18 protein-coding genes are annotated in these 19,231 nt (G+C 40.6%); 6 read left to right on the plus strand and 12 right to left on the minus strand.

Annotated features, from left to right (window positions below; all coding sequences use genetic code 11):
• Positions 1–47: 47 nt before the first annotated feature.
• Genes WG905_RS05790 through WG905_RS05810 form a run of 5 tightly spaced genes read right to left on the minus strand, consistent with a single transcriptional unit; the run spans position 48 to position 4,892 of the window.
• Positions 48–1,130 carry a DUF3667 domain-containing protein gene (locus WG905_RS05790; protein ID WP_339590763.1) on the minus strand — a complete coding sequence of 361 codons (1,083 nt, stop codon included), beginning with the start codon at positions 1,128–1,130 and terminating at the stop codon, positions 48–50.
• Between the two features lie 42 nt (positions 1,131–1,172).
• Positions 1,173–2,438: a nucleoside permease gene (locus tag WG905_RS05795; RefSeq protein ID WP_339590764.1), complete on the minus strand. Its 1,266-nt coding sequence runs from the start codon at positions 2,436–2,438 to the stop codon at positions 1,173–1,175.
• Between the two features lie 50 nt (positions 2,439–2,488).
• On the minus strand, positions 2,489–3,103 hold the full coding sequence (locus tag WG905_RS05800) for a bifunctional nuclease family protein (RefSeq protein WP_339590765.1): 615 nt from the start codon (positions 3,101–3,103) through the stop codon (positions 2,489–2,491).
• Between the two features lie 40 nt (positions 3,104–3,143).
• Positions 3,144–4,115, minus strand: a complete 972-nt coding sequence (locus WG905_RS05805) for an electron transfer flavoprotein subunit alpha/FixB family protein (protein WP_339590766.1) — start codon at positions 4,113–4,115, stop codon at positions 3,144–3,146.
• Positions 4,116–4,154: 39 nt separating this feature from the next.
• Complete coding sequence (locus WG905_RS05810) at positions 4,155–4,892, minus strand: electron transfer flavoprotein subunit beta/FixA family protein (RefSeq protein WP_339590767.1); 738 nt, start codon at positions 4,890–4,892, stop codon at positions 4,155–4,157.
• A 46-nt stretch (positions 4,893–4,938) separates the two neighbouring features.
• Here WG905_RS05810 and WG905_RS05815 point away from each other — a divergent pair, with 46 nt between their 5' ends.
• Positions 4,939–5,274, plus strand: coding sequence for a tetratricopeptide repeat protein (locus WG905_RS05815; RefSeq protein ID WP_339590768.1), 336 nt, complete (start codon positions 4,939–4,941; stop codon positions 5,272–5,274).
• Positions 5,275–5,285: 11 nt separating this feature from the next.
• Positions 5,286–6,485 (plus strand): chromate efflux transporter, encoded by a 1,200-nt coding sequence (chrA, locus tag WG905_RS05820; RefSeq protein WP_339590769.1) that lies wholly within the window; start codon positions 5,286–5,288, stop codon positions 6,483–6,485.
• A gap of 14 nt (positions 6,486–6,499) precedes the next feature.
• Here chrA and dnaB read toward each other — a convergent pair whose 3' ends face one another.
• Positions 6,500–8,059 carry a replicative DNA helicase gene (dnaB, locus tag WG905_RS05825; protein ID WP_339590770.1) on the minus strand — a complete coding sequence of 520 codons (1,560 nt, stop codon included), beginning with the start codon at positions 8,057–8,059 and terminating at the stop codon, positions 6,500–6,502.
• 119 nt (positions 8,060–8,178) lie between these two features.
• On the opposite strand from dnaB, the gene rlmB reads away from it, so the two are divergent.
• Positions 8,179–8,958: a 23S rRNA (guanosine(2251)-2'-O)-methyltransferase RlmB gene (gene rlmB / locus WG905_RS05830; RefSeq protein ID WP_339590771.1), complete on the plus strand. Its 780-nt coding sequence runs from the start codon at positions 8,179–8,181 to the stop codon at positions 8,956–8,958.
• Between the two features lie 96 nt (positions 8,959–9,054).
• Here rlmB and WG905_RS05835 read toward each other — a convergent pair whose 3' ends face one another.
• Together WG905_RS05835 and WG905_RS05840 are read right to left on the minus strand one after the other, a co-directional pair.
• Complete coding sequence (locus WG905_RS05835) at positions 9,055–10,146, minus strand: mannose-1-phosphate guanylyltransferase (RefSeq protein WP_339590772.1); 1,092 nt, start codon at positions 10,144–10,146, stop codon at positions 9,055–9,057.
• A 17-nt stretch (positions 10,147–10,163) separates the two neighbouring features.
• On the minus strand, positions 10,164–11,129 hold the full coding sequence (locus WG905_RS05840; protein WP_339590773.1) for a KpsF/GutQ family sugar-phosphate isomerase: 966 nt from the start codon (positions 11,127–11,129) through the stop codon (positions 10,164–10,166).
• 88 nt (positions 11,130–11,217) lie between these two features.
• On the opposite strand from WG905_RS05840, the gene recQ reads away from it, so the two are divergent.
• Together recQ and kdsA are read left to right on the plus strand one after the other, a co-directional pair.
• Positions 11,218–13,407, plus strand: a complete 2,190-nt coding sequence (gene recQ / locus WG905_RS05845; RefSeq protein WP_339590774.1) for a DNA helicase RecQ — start codon at positions 11,218–11,220, stop codon at positions 13,405–13,407.
• 27 nt (positions 13,408–13,434) lie between these two features.
• The gene (gene kdsA / locus WG905_RS05850; RefSeq protein ID WP_339590775.1) at positions 13,435–14,250 is read left to right on the plus strand and encodes a 3-deoxy-8-phosphooctulonate synthase; all 816 of its coding nucleotides are present in this window, start codon (positions 13,435–13,437) and stop codon (positions 14,248–14,250) included.
• Positions 14,251–14,560: 310 nt separating this feature from the next.
• Here the strand turns inward: kdsA and WG905_RS05855 are convergent, their stop codons facing one another.
• Positions 14,561–15,184 carry a 7-carboxy-7-deazaguanine synthase QueE gene (locus tag WG905_RS05855; protein ID WP_339591085.1) on the minus strand — a complete coding sequence of 208 codons (624 nt, stop codon included), beginning with the start codon at positions 15,182–15,184 and terminating at the stop codon, positions 14,561–14,563.
• A gap of 111 nt (positions 15,185–15,295) precedes the next feature.
• Here WG905_RS05855 and WG905_RS05860 point away from each other — a divergent pair, with 111 nt between their 5' ends.
• Positions 15,296–15,631, plus strand: coding sequence for a Rieske (2Fe-2S) protein (locus WG905_RS05860; protein WP_339590776.1), 336 nt, complete (start codon positions 15,296–15,298; stop codon positions 15,629–15,631).
• Between the two features lie 50 nt (positions 15,632–15,681).
• Here WG905_RS05860 and WG905_RS05865 read toward each other — a convergent pair whose 3' ends face one another.
• Genes WG905_RS05865 through WG905_RS05875 form a run of 3 tightly spaced genes read right to left on the minus strand, consistent with a single transcriptional unit; the run spans position 15,682 to position 19,228 of the window.
• The gene (locus WG905_RS05865; RefSeq protein WP_339590777.1) at positions 15,682–16,563 is read right to left on the minus strand and encodes a bifunctional 5,10-methylenetetrahydrofolate dehydrogenase/5,10-methenyltetrahydrofolate cyclohydrolase; all 882 of its coding nucleotides are present in this window, start codon (positions 16,561–16,563) and stop codon (positions 15,682–15,684) included.
• Between the two features lie 44 nt (positions 16,564–16,607).
• Positions 16,608–18,395, minus strand: a complete 1,788-nt coding sequence (lepA, locus tag WG905_RS05870; protein ID WP_339590778.1) for a translation elongation factor 4 — start codon at positions 18,393–18,395, stop codon at positions 16,608–16,610.
• Between the two features lie 29 nt (positions 18,396–18,424).
• Complete coding sequence (locus WG905_RS05875; RefSeq protein WP_339590779.1) at positions 18,425–19,228, minus strand: nitrilase family protein; 804 nt, start codon at positions 19,226–19,228, stop codon at positions 18,425–18,427.
• Positions 19,229–19,231 lie beyond the last annotated feature (3 nt).

Consider the following 19,231-nt stretch of genomic DNA (forward strand, 5'->3'; position numbering starts at 1 on the left):
TATCTTTAACAACGGTTTTTTTATACCCAAAAGCCAAATAAATGCCCTTATACCATCAGTGCCGATAATACAACGAGCAGTAAAGCTGAAAAACTAAATACAACGGTATAGCTTACAAAAAGGAACCACATTTTAGTCAGTGTTAGCCACCTTGTGCTGCCATAAAAAGTTCTGAGGGATCGATAGATGTACCAAAGCATATAAATGATACACAGCCACGTTAAAAGTGTACTGATGTCAAAGAAAAATCCAGTGAGCCATTGCAGGAAGATCGTTGCCAGGACACTCAGAAACAAAGCCGAATGTACATGGAAGGAGTAAATTAAATGCTCATAATAATATTTCTTCGTCGTCCAGTAAACCAGTTTCAGAATCAACGCAAACAACGGCAACAGAACAAACATCAATTTCGGGATATTTGATAGGATTTGTTTTTTGATTCTTTCCTCAGCATCAGGGAAACTTTTCATCCTGATACTTTTTTTGTTGAGGTAATTTTGAAATAAATTGTCTCTTTCCGCTTTAGGAAGTGATAACTGCCTTTTTTCGTAATCGGCTATGCTAGCATCTTTTGCAGTGAACCAATCGCTTTTTGTTGAAAATGAACGTCGTGCTGTGGTGTCGGTGAGTTCTTTGGTTAACTGTGAGTCTGTCAGGAGCTCATTAACAAGACTATCTTTGGTCTGTTCATTAATGGGAAGTGATTTTAAAGTTTCGCGTAATTCCTGTTTTCTTGCCTTGGTTAAGCTATCGTCAGGTAGGGTGGCTGCTGCTGTCGTAGCGGGTGTTCCACTTTTTAATTCCACTTCAGGTTGATGAGAAGAACTTAAGATGATCAGGAAGAATACAATGCTGATAAAAATATACAACCGGATAGGGTGGATGAAGGCTACTCTTTTACCGGCAACAAACTGTTGCGACAGAAACCCAGGCTTAAAAAGCAAGGGCCACATGGTGCCAAAGAATTTAGAATCAAAATGAAAATAATCTGCAATGGTATGTGTAATCATATGCAGGGCATCTTCCTTAAGCTCCAGGTTCTCTTGTCCGCAATGCGGACAGTAGTATTCTTCCACCTGGTGCCCGCAGTTTAAACAATTTTTCTCTTTTCTATATTTACCTGACGACATATTAGAGATTTTAGAAGAAAATAAGCTTGTTAATGTATTGGTCTAATGGCTCATCGCTTTGATAGCCGTTTCCTCTGCACGATTATGTTTGTATTTAAATATAAATGGAAAAATTACAGCAAGAATAAGGGTGTAAGCAGCGAAAGTTAGCCAGATATTTGGCCAATCCTTACTCTGATCTGCAAAAGTAAAGAATTTATCGATAATGATGCCACTGGTAAAACTCCCAAACAGCGCACCAAAACCATTGACCATCATCATGAATAACCCCTGAGCACTGCCACGCATTTTTTCGTTGACCTGGGTTTCAACAAATAAAGATCCGGAGATATTAAAGAAATCGAAAGCCATCCCATAAATAATGCAGGATAAAATGATCATCCACAGGCCGCCTGCAGGGTCTCCATAAGCGAATAAACCGAACCTTAACACCCAGGCAAGCATACTAAATAACATCACGTATTTGATCCCGAACCGTCGTAAAAAGAAGGGGATGGCCAGGATAAACAGTGTTTCTGAAATCTGCGAAATGGACATGATAATTGCAGGGTACTTTACAGCTAGCAGGTCTTGGTAGGCTGGTACATTTTTAAAATCATGCAAATAGGTGTCTCCATAAGCATTCGTGAGTTGTAAAGCGGCACCCAATAACATGGAAAATATAAAAAACACCGCAAATTTACTTTGTTTTAATAAGGTGAAAGCCCTTAGCCCCAAGGCATCAACGAATGACCTGGAATCGATTTTATTGGCAAGGGGAGGGCATTTGGGAAGCGTGAAAGCATAGATACCTAAAATTAAGGATACAGCGGAAGCAATGTAGAACTGATTAGCGGAAGCTTCATTACCTGTAAGGCTTACTGTCCATAAAGCCGCAATAAAGCCTATTGTTCCCCAGATCCTGATGGGTGGATAATCCCTCACCACATCCTGTTTGCTACTCTTTAACGCCGAATAAGCTACAGTGATGGATAAAGAAAGCGTTGGCATATAGCATATCATATTTAAGAGGATCACCCAGAAAAAGGTGGATGGATTATCTACAAGCGGCAGGCAAAAAAGAACAACTGCCCCTAAAATATGTAAAGTCCCATAAAGTTTTTCCGCGTTAATGAACCGGTCAGATATAATACCGGTTAAGGCTGGCATAAAAATAGAAGCTATACCCATAGTGGAGAAGATAACCCCAAATTCGGTACCCGACCATTGTTTGTTTTGAAACCAGTAAACTCCAATAGTCAGAAGCCATGAACCCCATATAAAAAATTGAAGAAAATTCATTAGCGTTAAGCGAGCCTTAACATTCATAATAAGTGATGAGTTAATTTAGAGCGTAAAAGTAATATTATAAATCTGGTTTATATGGAATTCCTTTTATTAAGCTCATCTCTGATGCGGGCCGCTTTTTCATAAGCCTCCTCTGCAATTGCTTCCTGGAGTTTGGCCTGCAGTTCCTCAACACTTAAAGACTTGTAATTTGTACCTGGTATAGAGGTGGATATGTCTTCCGATCCCTTTTCTTTTGCCATCGTGTCCATGTTTTCAAGGAAAAGTAAATCGTTTCCCTCAATTACAATTCCTGCAGAAGAAATGATGAATTCGTAGGTGTAAATTGCTGCCTTAAAACGGACGGCTAATGCGATCGCATCAGAAGTCCTTGCATCAATTTCACGGGTATTTTGGCCATCTGTACAAATCAATTTTGCAAAGAAAACACCATCAACCAGGTTGTAGATTAAAATTTCCTGGATTTGAATATTATAGGCCTGTGCAAAAGATTTGAACAGATCATGTGTTAACGGCCTGCTTGGCGTCATCTTTTCGATTTCAATAGCGATGGCCTGTGCTTCGAACGCACCTATGATAATAGGAAGTCGTCTTCTTCCATTAACTTCTCCCAATACCAGGGCATAAGCGCCGGATTGTGTTTGGCTGTAGGATAATCCTACGATGTCAAGTTTTACTTTTTTCATATTAAAGAATACAAGGCAGACTTTAGCCTGCCTTATATTTTTATCCTCTATGTGCTTTTAAAGCCTCTATTAATTTAGGTACTACTTCAAAGGCATCGCCTACAATCCCATAATCTGCCACTTTAAAGAAGGGCGCTTCCGGATCTTTATTTATAGCTACAATAACCTTTGATGAACTGATACCAGCTAAATGCTGTATGGCACCTGAAATGCCAATAGCAATATACAAATTTGGACTCACAGTTATACCAGTTTGTCCAACATGTTCTTCATGTGGTCTCCAGCCGGCATCAGATACTGGTTTAGAACAAGCCGTAGCAGCACCTAACAGGTCAGCAAGCTCTTCAATCATTCCCCAATTTTCCGGTCCTTTCAATCCTCTTCCTGCAGAAACTACCCTTTCCGCATCTGGCAAAGATACTTTATCTGTAGCTCTTACAATTTCTTTAACAATTTCAGCTAAGTCAGTTTGTTTAATTTCCGGAGAAAATGTTTCAATAACTGCATCAACAGGTGATTCTTTTACACCAAACGCGTTAGGGTTCAGCGCAATTACTTTCTTTTCGGAAGTCAATTCTGTAACGGCAAAAGCTTTTCCGGAGAAAGCAGTCTTTTTAACAAGAAATTTTCCACCTTCAGTTTGAGGGAGTTCAACTGCCCCATCAATCAATCCTGCCTGAAGTTTTACTCCAATTCGTGGTGCTAAACCTTTTCCTGAGAAAGAGTTAGATAAAACGATAATCTTTGCATCTTCCTTATTAGCCGCTTCTGCAATAACCGAGGCATAGGCCTGGTTAACAAAGCCCTTTAACTGTTCTGAAGTAACGTTTAAAACTTTTGAAGCACCATATTTACCTAATTCTTTAAGTTCATCTTCACTCACATTACCGATAGAAATTGCGGTTAACTGCGTTCCTTGTGCATCTGCAATAGCTTTCGCGTAAGAAACGGCTTCAAACCCTGATTTCTTAAATTTGCCATCGGCTTGTTCTATATAGACTAAAACTGACATAATATCTTTTTAAATAATGATTTATTGAGCAAGGACTGATTAGATCACTTTTGCTTCCGAGTGTAACAAGTCAATTAATTTAGCTGCGTCATCTGCAGGTACCAGTTTAACGCTTCCTCTTGGAGCCGGCGTCTCAAACTTAACGATCTTACCAAGCTCTTCAACGGCTACAGCATCAACAACGATAAGGGGTTTTGTTCTGGCTGACATAATTCCTCTCATGTTTGGGATTTTTGCTTCTGCCACGCCTTCAGCACAACTCGCAATAAACATTCCATTTACTGAGATCACTTCTTTACCACCCTCGATTTCACGTTCTAAGGTAGCTGTAGTTCCATCATAATCCAATTTTTTAATGATAGAAATGGAAGGAATAGTTAAAAGTTCTCCTACCATGGCCGGAACCTGTGCACCATTGTAATCAATTGATTCACGTCCGCATAAAATCATATCGAAATTATTGTTCTTAGCATACTCCGCAATCTGATATGCCGTGAAATAAGCATCACGGGGAGCGGCATTGATCCTAACGGCATCGTCAGCACCTATTGCCAAAGCTTTTCTGATGGTGGGGTCGGTGTTGCTTTCTCCAACATTTAAAACCGTTACCGTTCCTTTTCCTCCTTCACATAACTCAATAGCTTTCGATAAGGCAATTTCATCATAAGGGTTTACAATATATTGTACGCCTGATGTATTGAATTGTGTATTATCGTTAGTAAAAGTTATTTTTGTTGTCGTGTCGGGCACATTACTGATACAAACTAATATTTTCATAAAAATTGTCTTTTTGCAAATCTAATTAAAAAAGCAGGGATTTAAAATGCAAAGTACCCGATTAATCACGTTATTGGAATTTTTAAAAAGTGATCCTAACGATCCTTTTGTTATTTACGCACTGGCTACTGAATATAACAGCTTGAACAACACTGAACAGGCATTTCATTATTATCATCTGCTGATCAAGGACCATCCGGATTACGTGGGTACCTATTATCATTTAGGTAAATTATATGAAAAAAACCAGGCGCTTGAAAAAGCAGTTGAAACTTACCAGAAGGGGATGGCGGTAGCCAGAAATAAGCGTGATAACCACGCCTTTTCTGAATTACAGGGTGCTTATAATTCAGCAATGGGGCTGGATTATGAAGATGACTAAGCGCTGGCACCTTGGAAAAGAAGCAACTGCTGTTTATTAAAAATGTATTACTGTATACATTCACAGCCTTTGGTGGTGCCCAGGCCCATATCGGACTTTTGTTAAAATATTTCGTTAAAAACACCCGCTTTGTTACTGAAGCTGATCTGCTGGAATTAAATGCACTTGCACAAATTTTACCCGGGCCAGCTTCTACGCAAACCCTTGTAGGGATTGCTTATAAGGTGGGTGGGCTAAAGCTTTCCGTCATCACCTTTCTGATCTGGATTCTGCCCTCTGCGGCCGTAATGACCTTTGCTGCCATCAGTTATTCATGGTTTGATCAAAAGGACCGTTTCACCGATATCCTCAAATTTATACAGCCTATTGCACTTGGAATTGTTGCTTATGGTGCCTTTACTTTGTCAAAGAAAGTACTGGTTTCTCAGTTAGCTATTATGCTGGCCATTTCATCTGTAGTCGCTACTTTAGTGTTACGTAATGCCTATGTGTTTCCCTTGGCGATTTTGATAGGGGGTATTGTTTCTTCGGCTATTGATACGCCAAAAGAAGAGACAGAGATCAGGGTCAAACTCTTTTCCAATATCAATCCCCGCAAATTAAGTTACTATATAGGTGTGTTACTCGTTCTGGCGCTACTAGGTGCCATCATTAACACCACCTCGCCATTTAGTTTGCCGATCAGGTTGTTTGAAAACTTCTACAGGAACGGTATTTTCATTTTTGGCGGCGGACAAGTACTGGTGCCTTTAATGTTTACGGAGTTTGTGGAAATGAAAAATTACCTGGATGCTTCCGGCTTTTTATCAGGATTTGCCTTACAGCAGGCATTGCCGGGGCCCACTTTTTCTTTTACCAGTTATATCGGGGCATTAAGCATGAAAAACTTTGGCTATGACGTGTTTGGTCAGATTACCGGGGGTATTGTAGCTATATTAGGGATTAACTTGCCAGGCTTGATCCTGGTGCTTTTTATCGTTCCCTTCTGGGATGATTTGAAAAAGATCACCAGGATCAAGCATTCGCTGGCGGGAATCAATGCTGTCAGTGTCGGCTTTATTATTGCCGCATTTATATTGTTGCTTAAGCCTATGGGGCTTAACTACCTCTCCATTTTGATTATGGTCATCACCTTCCTCCTCCTTAATTATACAAGGGTCAGTCCGCCGGTACTGGTCATCGCAGGTATTTTGTTGGGTTGTTTTATTTAAATAATCACCCAAGATTAGAATGGTGCATCGTCATCCATCATATCATCCATTCTGGAAGGTTTGATGATGACGTTTCCTGCAGGGCGGTCAAATTCAGGCGAGGGAAGGATACCCGCACCAGGATCCATAGCAAAACTGTTCTGCGGCATAAAGTTTTCTTCCAGATCGGCAAACTTTACATATTTACCAATAAATCTTAGTGGTACAATACCCGTTTCACCGTTACGGTGTTTTGCAATGATTACCTCTCCGATACCTGCCTGCGAACGTCCTTGTTCATCTTCAGTAATTCCATAGTATTCAGGACGGTATAGGAATAAAACCATATCCGCATCCTGCTCAATGGAACCCGATTCCCTTAAATCCGATAGTAAAGGTCTTTTACCATTTTGGCCAGGTCTGTTTTCCACAGCACGACTTAACTGCGAAAGGGCCAATACAGGTACATTCAGCTCTTTAGCAACAGATTTCAGTGCCCTTGAAATACTACCAATTTCCTGTTCACGGTTACCACCACCGCCTTCACCTTTACCATGCATCAGCTGCAGGTAATCGATGATGACCATCTGGATGTCATATTGTGACTTCAACCTCCTGCATTTTGCTCTAAACTCGAATATATTCAACGCGGGCGTATCGTCGATCAGTAGCGGAGCCTCGGTAAGGCGGCCAATTTTACTGTGCAATTGTTGCCATTCCCATTCTGCAAGATTTCCTTTCCTGATTTTTTCCTGCTCAATTTCTGTTTCTCCTGATATTAAACGATTCACTAACTGCACAGATGACATCTCCAGGGAAAACACCACTACTGGCTTCTGGAAATCCACGGCAGCATTTCTAGCACAGGTTAAAACGAATGCTGTTTTACCCATGGCGGGGCGTGCAGCGATGATGACTAAATCTGATTTTTGCCAGCCACCGGTAATCCTGTCCAGGTCAGTGAAGCCTGATGGAACTCCGGTTAAGCCATCCGTTTTGGTTCTTAATTCCTCAAGGGTTGCTAAAGACTGCTTGATGATTTCGTCCATTTTCTGCGTATCTCTACGCAAATTGTTCTGGGCAATGTCAAACAAATTCTTTTCTGCATGATCTAACAGGTCAAAGATATCTGTCGTATCCTCATAAGCGTTCTGAATAATTTCTGAGGAGATCCTGATCAGTTCTCTTTGGATATATTTTTGAGAAATGATCCGGGCATGGTATTCAATGTTGGCAGCTGATGCTACCCGGTTGGTTAAATTTGTGATGTAATAAGCACCGCCTACCATTTCCAGGAAGCCGAGTGTCCTCAACTCAGAAGTAACCGTTAAGATATCAACAGGCTTCGATTTCTGGAATAAAATACCAATGGCCTCAAAGATTTTTTTATGGGCTTCGTGGTAAAAAACTTCAGGTTTTAAAATATCGATAACAGTAGAAAGGGCATCTTTTTCTAACATTAACGCACCTAAAACAGCTTCTTCTAAGTCTATGGCCTGCGGTGGGATTCTGCCCATGCCGCTCACTGGATTTGTTATTCTGTTTTTTCTGGCTGTGTAATTAGATTTTTCCTGCCCCGTTGTCTCAATACTCATGGAAGCAAAATTAGACAAAATAACCGTTCCATTCTGAATTGTTTTTGAACATAATGGTGATAAATATTTATGCTGTAAATATTTTTATTTAGGCTATTTTTGCGCATTATAAAATAAGTATGGAAAATTTTAGAAGGTCTGGAAGACCTAAAGAAAATAATGAGTTTATATTCGGTATACGTGCTGTTATTGAGGCAATTAAAGCTGGTAAAGATATAGAGAGTATATACATTCAAAGGGGGCTTTCCGGTGAGGTGATTTCAGAGCTAAAGCCGCTGTTGAAAGAAATTGAAGCACCAATTCATACCGTTCCGGTGGAAAAACTGAACAGGATGACTCAAAAAAATCACCAGGGTGTTTTAGCTGTTATTTCTTCCATCACCTTCCAAAAAATTGAAGATATCATTCCTGCTATCTATGAAAAAGGTGAAACGCCGCTGGTATTAATTCTCGACGGCATCACAGATGTGAGAAACATGGGGGCTATTGCCAGAACAGCAGAATGTGCCGGTGTCCATGCTATTTTAGTTCCCACAAAAAATTCAGCACAAATCAATGCAGATGCTATAAAAACTTCCGCTGGTGCGCTATTTAATATACCTGTTTGCCGTCATCCCAACCTGCATAAAGCAGCTATTTTCTTACAGGAATGCGGACTACAGATTGTTGCTTGTACAGAAAAAACAAATGATCTGATTTATGTGCCAGATTACACGGTACCAACAGCAATTGTAATGGGCGCTGAAGATGAGGGTGTTTCTAATGAAATTATGAGAATGGCCAATCATTTGGCTAAAATTCCAATGTTCGGAGAAATTGGCTCGCTGAACGTTTCCGTTTCAACAGGTATTATTCTGTATGAAGCCATCAGGCAAAAGAATAATGTCTTGTCTAAATAAAGGCCATCAATTGGTGGTTCAGGTTGCATAAAAAAAAGCGGCAGCTGTTAATTTCATTTTAACAGCTGCCGCTTTTTTGTAGGGTGATCAGGTTATCTAAATAAATTTAGTACCATGTTTCGATTTTATATCGGCTACAATTTGTTTCACACTTTGCTCTTCACTTCTCGGACAAATCATCAATATGTTGTTCGATTCTACAACAATATAATCGTGTAATCCTTGCAATATCACCAACTTACCTTCTGGTACATTAACCATACAGTTAGATGAATTAAACATCATTACCCGGTCAGCAGGAATCACGGCATTACCCACATAATCCTTTTCTGCCATTTCATAAATAGAAGCCCAGGTACCCAAATCAGACCAGCCAAATTCTGCAGGCAACACGTATACATTGTCTGCTTTTTCCATGATCGCAAAATCTATAGAAATATTAGTACATTGTTGGTAAGCATTACTGATGAAAGCCGCTTCATTAGGGGTATTGTAAGCTGATTGTCCTGACAGAAAAATATCATGCATTTCTGGTAAATGCTTTTCAAAAGCCTTGTTAATGGCTTTTGCGGACCAGATAAAGATGCCCGCATTCCATAAAAAGTCCCCGCTTTGTAAAAATGACTTAGCCAGTTCAATGTTAGGTTTTTCTGTAAAAAGCTTAACTTTACGTAAATCCGGATCAGAAGGCAATAAAGTATCAGTGTACTGGATATAACCGTAACCAGTGTCAGGTCTGCTAGGCTGTATGCCTAAGGTAATTAAGCAATCATTGTTGGCTGCTGCTGCTAAGGATTGTTCAATTGCAGCAATAAATTTATCCTGGTCGGCAATGGTATGATCTGATGGAGCAACAACAATAGTAGCGTCAGGGTTAAGCTCTGCAATTTTCATCGATCCGTAAGCTACACAAGGTGCAGTATTGCGCATGATCGGCTCAGCAAGAATCTGGTTGTCCTGGATGCCCGGTAATTGCTCCTTAATAATGGAGGTATACAATTCGTTAGTAACGATAAAGATATTTTCCGGCGGACAAATCTTTAGAAAGCGGTCGTAAGTGCTTTGAATAAGCGTTTTTCCTGTACCAAAAAAGTCAATAAATTGCTTAGGGAATTCCGTTCTGCTTACTGGCCAAAAGCGGCTTCCGATGCCGCCAGCCATAATTAACGCATAATTGTTCTTGTTCATGCTTGTCGTAAAGAGGTTTAAATGATACCTTCCTGAAGAAGGTCGTGTAAATGTATGATGCCGAAATACTGTTCTCCTTTAGTCACTAATAACTGAGTAATGTTATTTTGTTTAATGATTTCAAGTGCATTTATCGCTAAATCACTCTCATCAATTTTCTTCGGATGTATATTCATGATGTCTTTCGCCTTAATATCTGCTAAATTAGTATGTTTTTCCAACATTCGTCTAATATCACCATCAGTTATTATGCCCAGGATCTGTTCGCTATCAATCACCACGACTACACCCAAACGGTTTTGACTAATTTCTATAATCACATCCTTGATAGGGGCATTGGCATAAATCTGCGGTTTTTCGTTTTTTACTGCCAGGTCGCAAACCTTTAAGTACAGCTTCTTCCCCAGAGAACCGCCGGGATGGTATTTTGCAAAATCATCTTTTTTGAAATCTCGCGCGTGAAGTAAAGCTACAGCCAGGGCATCACCCATGGCTAACTGTGCTGTTGTGCTCGTAGTGGGCGCCAGGTTATGCGGACAAGCTTCTTTCTCAACAGTAGTGTCCAGAATGAGATCTGCATGATGGGCCAGCGTGGAATTCATTTCGCCAACCATTCCAATTAATGTATTGCCTGATTGCTTAAGCAGTGGCGCCAGCACCTTTATTTCAGGTGTGTTGCCGCTTTTGGAAATACAGATAATGGTATCCTTTCGTTGAATCATCCCCAGGTCACCGTGAACAGCATCTGCAGCATGCATAAATACGGCCGGCGTACCCGTTGAGTTTAAGGTAGCTACGATTTTTTGAGCAATAATGGCACTCTTACCAATACCGGTAACTACCACCCGGCCCTCACTCTTTACAATCAAGTTCACAGCCGTTACAAAGTCTTCGTTAATACACTTTATTAAGCCTAAAATGGCTTCTGATTCTAAGGCTAAGGTATTAATGCCTGCCTCCAAAATTGATTTTTTACTTTTCAAACAGAATTAATTAGTATCTTGATGCTTTAATTACATCAAAATTATGTTATTTTGAACTAATAATAGCACGGAATATTTTATACACAAAATGGATGTGAAAAAGTCGTTGTTTGACAACTTACAAAACTTTTTTGGTTTTGATAATTTTAAAGGTGATCAGGAGTCTATCATCACCAACGTTCTTGAAAGAAAGAACACGTTTGTAATCATGCCTACAGGAGGAGGTAAATCAATTTGCTACCAATTACCTGCACTCATGAGCGAGGGTACTGCAATCGTTATTTCTCCCCTTATTGCATTGATGAAAAATCAGGTAGATCAATTAAGGGCATTTGGAGGAAATGATAGCATCGCACATTTTCTAAACTCTTCATTGAATAAAACTGATATAGCACAGGTTAAAAGTGATTTGTTAAGTGGACAAACCAAACTTCTATACGTTGCACCAGAATCGCTTTCTAAACAGGATAATATTGATTTCTTTAAATTAATAAAAATTTCCTTCGTAGCGGTAGACGAGGCACATTGTATTTCAGAATGGGGCCATGATTTCAGACCGGAATACCGGAAAATAAGACAGGTAATTAGTGGTCTAGGTGAAGATATCCCTATAATAGCCTTAACTGCCACAGCAACGCCGAAAGTACAGCAGGATATCATTAAGAACTTGCAGATGATGGAAGCTACCTTATTTAAATCTTCTTTTAACAGGCCAAACTTATTTTATGAAATCCGCCCTAAAAGGGATGTCATAAAAGAAATCATCAGGTATATTAAACAGAATACGGGTAAATCGGGTATCATTTATTGTCTGAGCCGTAAAAAGGTGGAAGAAGTAGCTGAAAGCCTGAATTTAAATGGTATAAAGGCCCTGCCTTACCATGCCGGATTAGAGCCAAAAGTAAGAGCAGAAACCCAGGATCAGTTCCTGATGGAAGATGCACAGGTTATTGTGGCCACTATTGCTTTTGGTATGGGTATCGATAAGCCTGATGTGCGCTTCGTGATCCACCATGATATCCCTAAAAGTATGGAAGGTTACTACCAGGAAACAGGTAGAGCTGGAAGAGATGGGGGCGAGGGCATTTGTTTAGCTTTTTATGCACAGAAAGATGTAGATAAGCTCGCTAAATTCATGAAGGATAAACCCGTTGCCGAAAGAGAAATCGGCACCCAGATTCTTAAGGAAGTGATCGATTATGCCGAATCAGGCGTATGTCGCAGAAAACAAATCCTGCATTATTTTGGCGAGAACTTTAATGAGACCGGTTGTAACTGTATGTGCGACAATTGCAGAAAACCGAAGAAAAACTTTGATGCTGAAGAACAGCTTAAAGCATTGCTTACGCTGATTAAAAATATCGGCGAGCGATTTGATGATACCCACATCCTGAACATTTTAATGGGGTCTGAAACTGCCCAGACCATTGCTTACGAACATGCTAAGTTAATGGAGTATGGCTTGGGTAAAATTGAAGGGGAGAACCTTTGGAAATCCCTGATCCGGCAAGCGGTATTGAATAATTTCCTGGCCAAGGATATCGATAATTACGGTTTACTGTACTTAACGAATTCCGGGCGCGATTTTATTGAAAATCCTTATAGCTTGAAATTTGTGCTCAATGATCCTATTGAGGCTGCGCCGGATGATGACGAAGACGATGTGAAACATGGTTCTGGGGCATTGGATGCGCAGTTATTAACGTTGCTGAAAGACCTTACCAAGAAAATTGCCAAGCAAAAGAATGTTCCTCCTTTTGTGGTTTTTCAGGATCCTTCTCTGGAAGAGATGTGTACGCATTATCCGGTTACGATGGAAGAGCTTAAACAGATCTCTGGTGTCGGTAATGGTAAAGCCTTTAAATTCGGTGCTCCTTTTATTGACCTGATCAAGAAGTATGTGGACGACAATGATATTGAGCGTCCGGTTGACCTGATCATTAAAACACAGGCCAATAAATCGCAGCTTAAGGTTTCTATTATACAGAACGTGGACCGGCAAATTGGCCTGGAAGACATTGCCAAAGCAAAAGGCATCACCTATTTTGATATTCTGAAAGAAATTGAGGCCATTGTGAACTCAGGCACCAAGTTGAACCTGAATTATTTTGTAGATGAGATGATCGATGAAGATCGTCAGGACGAAGTTTTTGATTATTTCCGTGCGGCACAGAATGATTCTATAGATGCGGCATTGAAAGATCTCGGAGAAACGGACTATACCCGTGAAGAGATTCAGTTGATGAGAATTAAATTCATGTCCGAACTTGGTAATTAATACAAAGCGTTAAATTAGAACAGCCCAATGATCAATTTTGATATCGATAAATTAAAGCATACCCATAGTGACAACTTTTTTCTGATGGCCGGCCCATGTGCCATCGAAAGTGAGGAAATGGCGATGCGTATTGCAGATAAAATTGTAAACATTACCAATAAATTAGAGATTCCTTTTATTTTTAAAGGATCTTACCGTAAAGCCAACCGCTCTAAAGGCAGTTCCTTTACCGGAATTGGTGATGAAAAAGCATTAAAGATTTTGGAGAAAGTAGGCCACACCTTTGACGTACCGACCGTCACTGACATCCATGAAAGTGCTGAAGCGGCGATGGCGGCAGCCTATGTGGATGTTTTACAGATTCCAGCTTTTTTATGCCGACAAACAGATTTACTGATTGCGGCCGCACAAACCGGAAAAGTGGTGAACGTTAAAAAAGGCCAGTTCCTTTCTGCAGGATCCATGAAGTTTGCTGTAGAAAAAATTATTGAAGCTGGTAACAACAGGGTAGTGTTAACCGACAGGGGTAACACTTTCGGTTACCAGGACCTGATAGTGGATTACCGCGGACTGCCTGAAATGCAAAGTTTCAATGTTCCGGTGGTGATGGATTGCACGCATTCTTTGCAGCAACCCAATCAAAGCAGTGGGGTAACAGGCGGTAAGCCTGAGCTGATTGGTACGATCGCGAAAGCGGCTATTGCAGTGGGTGCCGATGGTTTATTTATTGAAACTCATCCTGATCCTGCCAATGCGAAATCTGATGGTGCTAACATGCTTCATCTTGATCACCTCGAAGAACTTCTGGAAAAACTGATTAAAATCAGAAAAGCAGTGATTTAATGGTGATGAAGCTATTGACGCTTATGATGGGTTCGCTCATCAACAAAAAAAAGACAACCTCGGTTGTCTTTTTTTTGTGTATAAATTGCAATTCAGGGATTATACATTGTTTTATGGCAATGTCATATCACCATTATAGTACGAAACAAGTTATTAGGGTGTTGACAGGGCGTAGCTAGGGCGTTGCTAGGGCCTTGGTAGGGCAGTTAGCCCTGCGAAGGCCCTAGCAACGCCGAACCAAGGGTTTATCAAGCCTTAGCTTATTCTACCATTGGCTTTTGCTGATCAATAAGAATTCAGTTTGAATTTATTAAGGAATATTCAGGTATTTATGCGTTTGTAAAGAAATTTCCCATTTAGGGTTAGCCATTACATATTCAATAATAAGGGGCGTAATTTCACTGGCTTTAGACCATTCTGGCTGCAAATAAAGTTTACAGGTTTTAGAAACAGTAAGTGCATATTCTTCTGCCCAGGCAAAATCACTTTTATTAAATACAATCACTTTAAGCTCGTTGGCAAAAGGAGTAATATCCGGCCTTGGCGCCTTGAACTTTTTCGGTGATAGGCAAATCCAATCCCAGGTACCAGAAAGGGGATAGGCACCAGAGGTTTCAATAAAAGTTAAGATATTTTTTTCACGGAGCTTAGCCGTTAAATAATCCAGGTTATAGATTAAGGGCTCACCGCCGGTAATCACCACGGCTTTACCGGGAAAGGTGTCTGCTTTAGCTACAATATCATCTGCCGCTGTCAAAGGGTGTAACTCTGCATCCCAGCTTTCTTTGACGTCGCACCAGTGACAGCCCACATCGCAGCCTCCCAACCGTATAAAATAAGCGGCTTTACCCGTATTGTATCCTTCGCCCTGAATAGTATAAAACTCTTCCATTAAGGGAAGTAAAGTGCCGTCGCTTGGTATTTGATGTGCCATAGAATTCTGCAAATGTAAATAAATCTTCATAGTAAATAGATTATATGTATATTCATCATGGTTTATATGACCTGCCTGTGAAATTTGTTGTTATCTATTATACTGGTCTCCATGCTCAAATGGCATAAAGTTACATCCGAAATTCCTGAACATGATTTTGTACAGCAGATCATCATCAATGGCAAGAAACTTTGTATGGTGCGGGAGCAGAACCAGCTCTATGTTGTCCAGAATACTTGTCCGCATGCCGGAGGGATATTAAGTGGTGGCTGGTGTAAAAATGGCTACCTGATATGTCCTATCCACCGATATGAGTACAACCTGAGAACAGGACGCGGCGCAGAAGGTCAAGGGGATTATATCGATACTTATCCTGTAGAAAAGAGGCCTGACGGTATTTATATCGGAATGAAGGAAAGCTGGCTGGGGAAGCTTTTTAAATCATAAAAAAAACTTGTATCAATTCAGAATTCAAATCGATACAAGTTCCTTATTATTTAGCTATATATTTCTTTTTTTGCCGAAGCAAGGGTGTTTTTTAGCAAGCCTACAATGGTCATTAATCCAACACCGCCGGGTACAGGTGTGATCCAGGATGCTTTTGGCGCTACGTTATCAAAATCAACATCGCCGTATAGTTTATAACCTGATTTTGTAGTCGTGGAAGTTTCCCTGTTGATCCCAACGTCAATAATAATAGCACCGGGCTTTACCATGTCGGCGGTTACAAAATTCTTTTTACCAATGGCGGCTACTATAATATCAGCCTGTAAGGCCAGTTCTTTTAAATTAGTGGTTTTGCTATGTGTCAGGGTAACTGTACAATTACCCGGATTAGCATTCCTGGCCATCAAAATACTCATCGGACTGCCCACGATATTACTTCTGCCCACTACCACACAGTGTTTGCCGGTAGTGTCAATCTGGTAGGCCTGTAGCATCAGTAAGATGCCATAAGGCGTAGCCGGAATAAAGCAAGGTAAGTTACGCATCATCCTACCCAGGTTAACCGGGTGAAAGCCATCCACGTCTTTTCTATAGTCGATGGTTTCCGTCACTCTTTCCGGATCAATATGCTTAGGTAAAGGTAGCTGTACAATCAATCCATCAACCGTTGCATCTTTATTGATCTCTTCAATTTTTTGCAGCAGCTCCGCTTCAGTTACATCGTTATCATACCTTACCAAAGATGATTGAAAGCCAACCTTTTCACAGTTTTTCATTTTGCTGGCCACATAAGTTTCGCTGCCACCATCATTACCTACCAAAATGGCTACTAAATGTGGTTTTCGTCCGCTTTCACTTAAAAATGATGCAGCTTCAGCTGCGATTTCCAATTTAATTTTCTCTGAAGCAAATTTTCCGTCTAGTAACTGCATATATGATATATTCCTTTGTATCTATTATAAATATTATTCTTGTATTAATCTAGTTTCAGCACGGCCATAAATGCAGTCTGTGGTATTTCCACATTTCCTACCTGACGCATCCGTTTTTTACCTTTTTTCTGTTTCTCCAATAGCTTACGTTTACGGGAGATATCACCACCATAACATTTGGCAGTTACATCTTTACGCATGGCTTTTACATTTTCCCTGGCAATAACTTTGGCACCAATGGAAGCCTGGATAGCGATATCAAATTGTTGTCTCGGAATTAATTCCCTTAATTTCTCACAGATTTTTTTACCAAAGTCATAGGAGTTGGAACGGTGGATCAGGGATGATAAAGCATCCACATGTTCGCCGTTAAGAAGAATATCCAGACGTACGAGGTCCGACTGCCGGTAACCGATCTGGTGGTAATCAAAGGAGGCATAGCCTTTGGAAATGGTTTTTAGTTTATCATAGAAGTCAAAAACAATCTCGCCCATCGGTATCTCAAATACAAGTTCTACCCGATCTGAGGTGAGGTAAGATTGGTTAACGATGACACCACGTTTTTGTATACAAAGTGACATAACCGGTCCAACGAAATCAGACTTGGTAATGATATTTGCTTTGATGAACGGTTCTTCCACATATTCCATTTTACTGGGATCTGGAAGATCTGAGGGGTTGTTGACAACAAATTCTTCACCACGGGTGGTTTTGGCGATGTAGGAAACGTTAGGTACAGTGGTGATTACTGTCATATCGAACTCGCGTTCCAGTCGTTCCTGAATAATTTCCATGTGGAGCATGCCCAGGAAACCGCAACGGAAACCAAAACCTAGTGCTGCAGAACTTTCTGGTTCGAAAACAAGGGAAGCATCGTTGAGCTGCAATTTATGCATGGCTTCACGAAGTTCTTCAAACTCGTCTGTGTCCACCGGGTAAATGCCGGCAAAAACCATCGGTTTTACTTCCTCAAAACCTTGAATAGCATCCAAAGAGGGGCGGGCAACATTGGTAATGGTATCACCAACTTTAACTTCACGTGCTTCCTTGATGCCGGAGATGATATAACCTACATCACCTGTTTTTACTGTGGCTTTAGGGAACATATTGAGCTTAAGTACACCCACTTCGTCAGCAAGGTATTCTTTACCTGTATTAATAAATTTTACTTTATCTCCTTTACGGATTTCGCCGTTTACGACCTTGTAGTAGGCAATAATCCCCCTGAAAGAGTTGAATACGGAGTCAAAGATCAGCGCCTGTAATGGTGCTTCCGGATCACCAACAGGTGCCGGTACACGGTCAACGATGGCCTGAAGTATTTCAGCGATACCCATTCCGGTTTTACCAGAAGCAGGGATAATATCTTCTCTTTTACAACCGATGAGGTCAATGATTTGATCTTTTACCTCTTCAGGCATCGCCCCCGGCAAGTCCATTTTATTCAAAATGGGAATAATTTCCAGGTCGTGCTCTAAGGCAAGATACAAGTTGGATATAGTTTGTGCCTGGATACCTTGTGAAGCATCAACAATAAGCAAGGCACCTTCGCAGGCTGCAATAGAACGGGAAACCTCATAAGAGAAATCCACGTGTCCCGGCGTATCGATTAAATTAAACGTATATTCCTCTCCGTCAACGATATAATTCATTTGTATCGCATGACTCTTGATGGTAATGCCGCGTTCGCGCTCCAAATCCATATTATCCAGCAACTGCGCCTGAGACTCACGCTGGGTAATGGTCTTTGTATGTTCTAATAAACGATCCGCTAAGGTACTCTTACCGTGATCTATATGTGCTATTATGCAAAAATTACGTATGTGCTTCATCTTTGCGCAAAGATAATATTTTGATCGGTTTAAACTATTGTAAAATTATCTGCATCCTGCAGAAAGGGAAAGGATTTACGTATTTTAACCAGTTCTTCGTAACCGATGGTAAAAGTATAGAGATCTTCGTCCTCGGGTCTATAGTATACGGTGTTGCCAAATGGGTCTATGCACATGGAATGTCCACTGTGGTACACCTGGTTGCCATCATGGCCAACCCGGTTAACGGCAACCACATAACATTGATTTTCTATGGCTCTTGCAGGAATGAGGGCTCTCCAATGAGCCATCCTTTGGTCAGGCCAGCTGGCGATGATCAGGAGCAAATCATATTCTTCGTTATGATTGCGCAGCCATACCGGGAAACGGAGGTCATAGCAGGTGGCAAGGCGAATTTTCCAACCTTTTAATTCTACGGTGACCCGTTCATTGCCGGCGGTATAATGCAAATCTTCCTTACCCATGCTGAACAGGTGGCGCTTGTCATAATATTTATATTGCCCATCCGGATTCATCCAGATTAAACGGTTGTAATAGTTTCCATTTTCCGTGATGATGATACTGCCCGTAATGACGCAATTGTATTTTTTAGCCATATTAGACATCCATTCCATGGTCTTACCATTCATTTCTTCAGCTAATGCCTCCGGGTTCATGCTAAAACCTGTACTAAACATCTCAGGTAAAACAATGAGGTCAGTTTTTTCCTTCACACCATTAGATAACCTTAAAGCAAGATTTTGCAGATTTTTATCTACATTCTCCCAAAACAAATAAGCCTGGAAAACTGTGATCTTTAAATTGCCGTGGTTGAGATGACTTGGTTGTTCCATGTT

This window comes from Pedobacter immunditicola (assembly GCF_037482985.1).
Taxonomy (GTDB): Bacteria; Bacteroidota; Bacteroidia; order Sphingobacteriales; family Sphingobacteriaceae; genus Pedobacter; species Pedobacter immunditicola.

Bases quoted from the DNA above. Each gene is read 5' to 3' on its own strand.
- WG905_RS05790 (WP_339590763.1), bottom strand. From the start codon at position 1,130: ATGTCGTCAGGTAAATATAGAAAAGAGAAAAATTGTTTAAACTGCGGG.
- WG905_RS05795 (WP_339590764.1), bottom strand. From the start codon at position 2,438: ATGAATGTTAAGGCTCGCTTAACGCTAATGAATTTTCTTCAATTTTTT.
- WG905_RS05800 (WP_339590765.1), bottom strand. From the start codon at position 3,103: ATGAAAAAAGTAAAACTTGACATCGTAGGATTATCCTACAGCCAAACA.
- WG905_RS05805 (WP_339590766.1), bottom strand. From the start codon at position 4,115: ATGTCAGTTTTAGTCTATATAGAACAAGCCGATGGCAAATTTAAGAAA.
- WG905_RS05810 (WP_339590767.1), bottom strand. From the start codon at position 4,892: ATGAAAATATTAGTTTGTATCAGTAATGTGCCCGACACGACAACAAAA.
- WG905_RS05815 (WP_339590768.1), top strand. From the start codon at position 4,939: ATGCAAAGTACCCGATTAATCACGTTATTGGAATTTTTAAAAAGTGAT.
- dnaB (WP_339590770.1), bottom strand. From the start codon at position 8,059: ATGAGTATTGAGACAACGGGGCAGGAAAAATCTAATTACACAGCCAGA.
- rlmB (WP_339590771.1), top strand. From the start codon at position 8,179: ATGGAAAATTTTAGAAGGTCTGGAAGACCTAAAGAAAATAATGAGTTT.
- WG905_RS05835 (WP_339590772.1), bottom strand. From the start codon at position 10,146: ATGAACAAGAACAATTATGCGTTAATTATGGCTGGCGGCATCGGAAGC.
- recQ (WP_339590774.1), top strand. From the start codon at position 11,218: ATGGATGTGAAAAAGTCGTTGTTTGACAACTTACAAAACTTTTTTGGT.
- kdsA (WP_339590775.1), top strand. From the start codon at position 13,435: ATGATCAATTTTGATATCGATAAATTAAAGCATACCCATAGTGACAAC.
- WG905_RS05855 (WP_339591085.1), bottom strand. From the start codon at position 15,184: ATGGCACATCAAATACCAAGCGACGGCACTTTACTTCCCTTAATGGAA.
- WG905_RS05860 (WP_339590776.1), top strand. From the start codon at position 15,296: ATGCTCAAATGGCATAAAGTTACATCCGAAATTCCTGAACATGATTTT.
- WG905_RS05865 (WP_339590777.1), bottom strand. From the start codon at position 16,563: ATGCAGTTACTAGACGGAAAATTTGCTTCAGAGAAAATTAAATTGGAA.
- lepA (WP_339590778.1), bottom strand. From the start codon at position 18,395: ATGAAGCACATACGTAATTTTTGCATAATAGCACATATAGATCACGGT.
- WG905_RS05875 (WP_339590779.1), bottom strand. From the start codon at position 19,228: ATGGAACAACCAAGTCATCTCAACCACGGCAATTTAAAGATCACAGTT.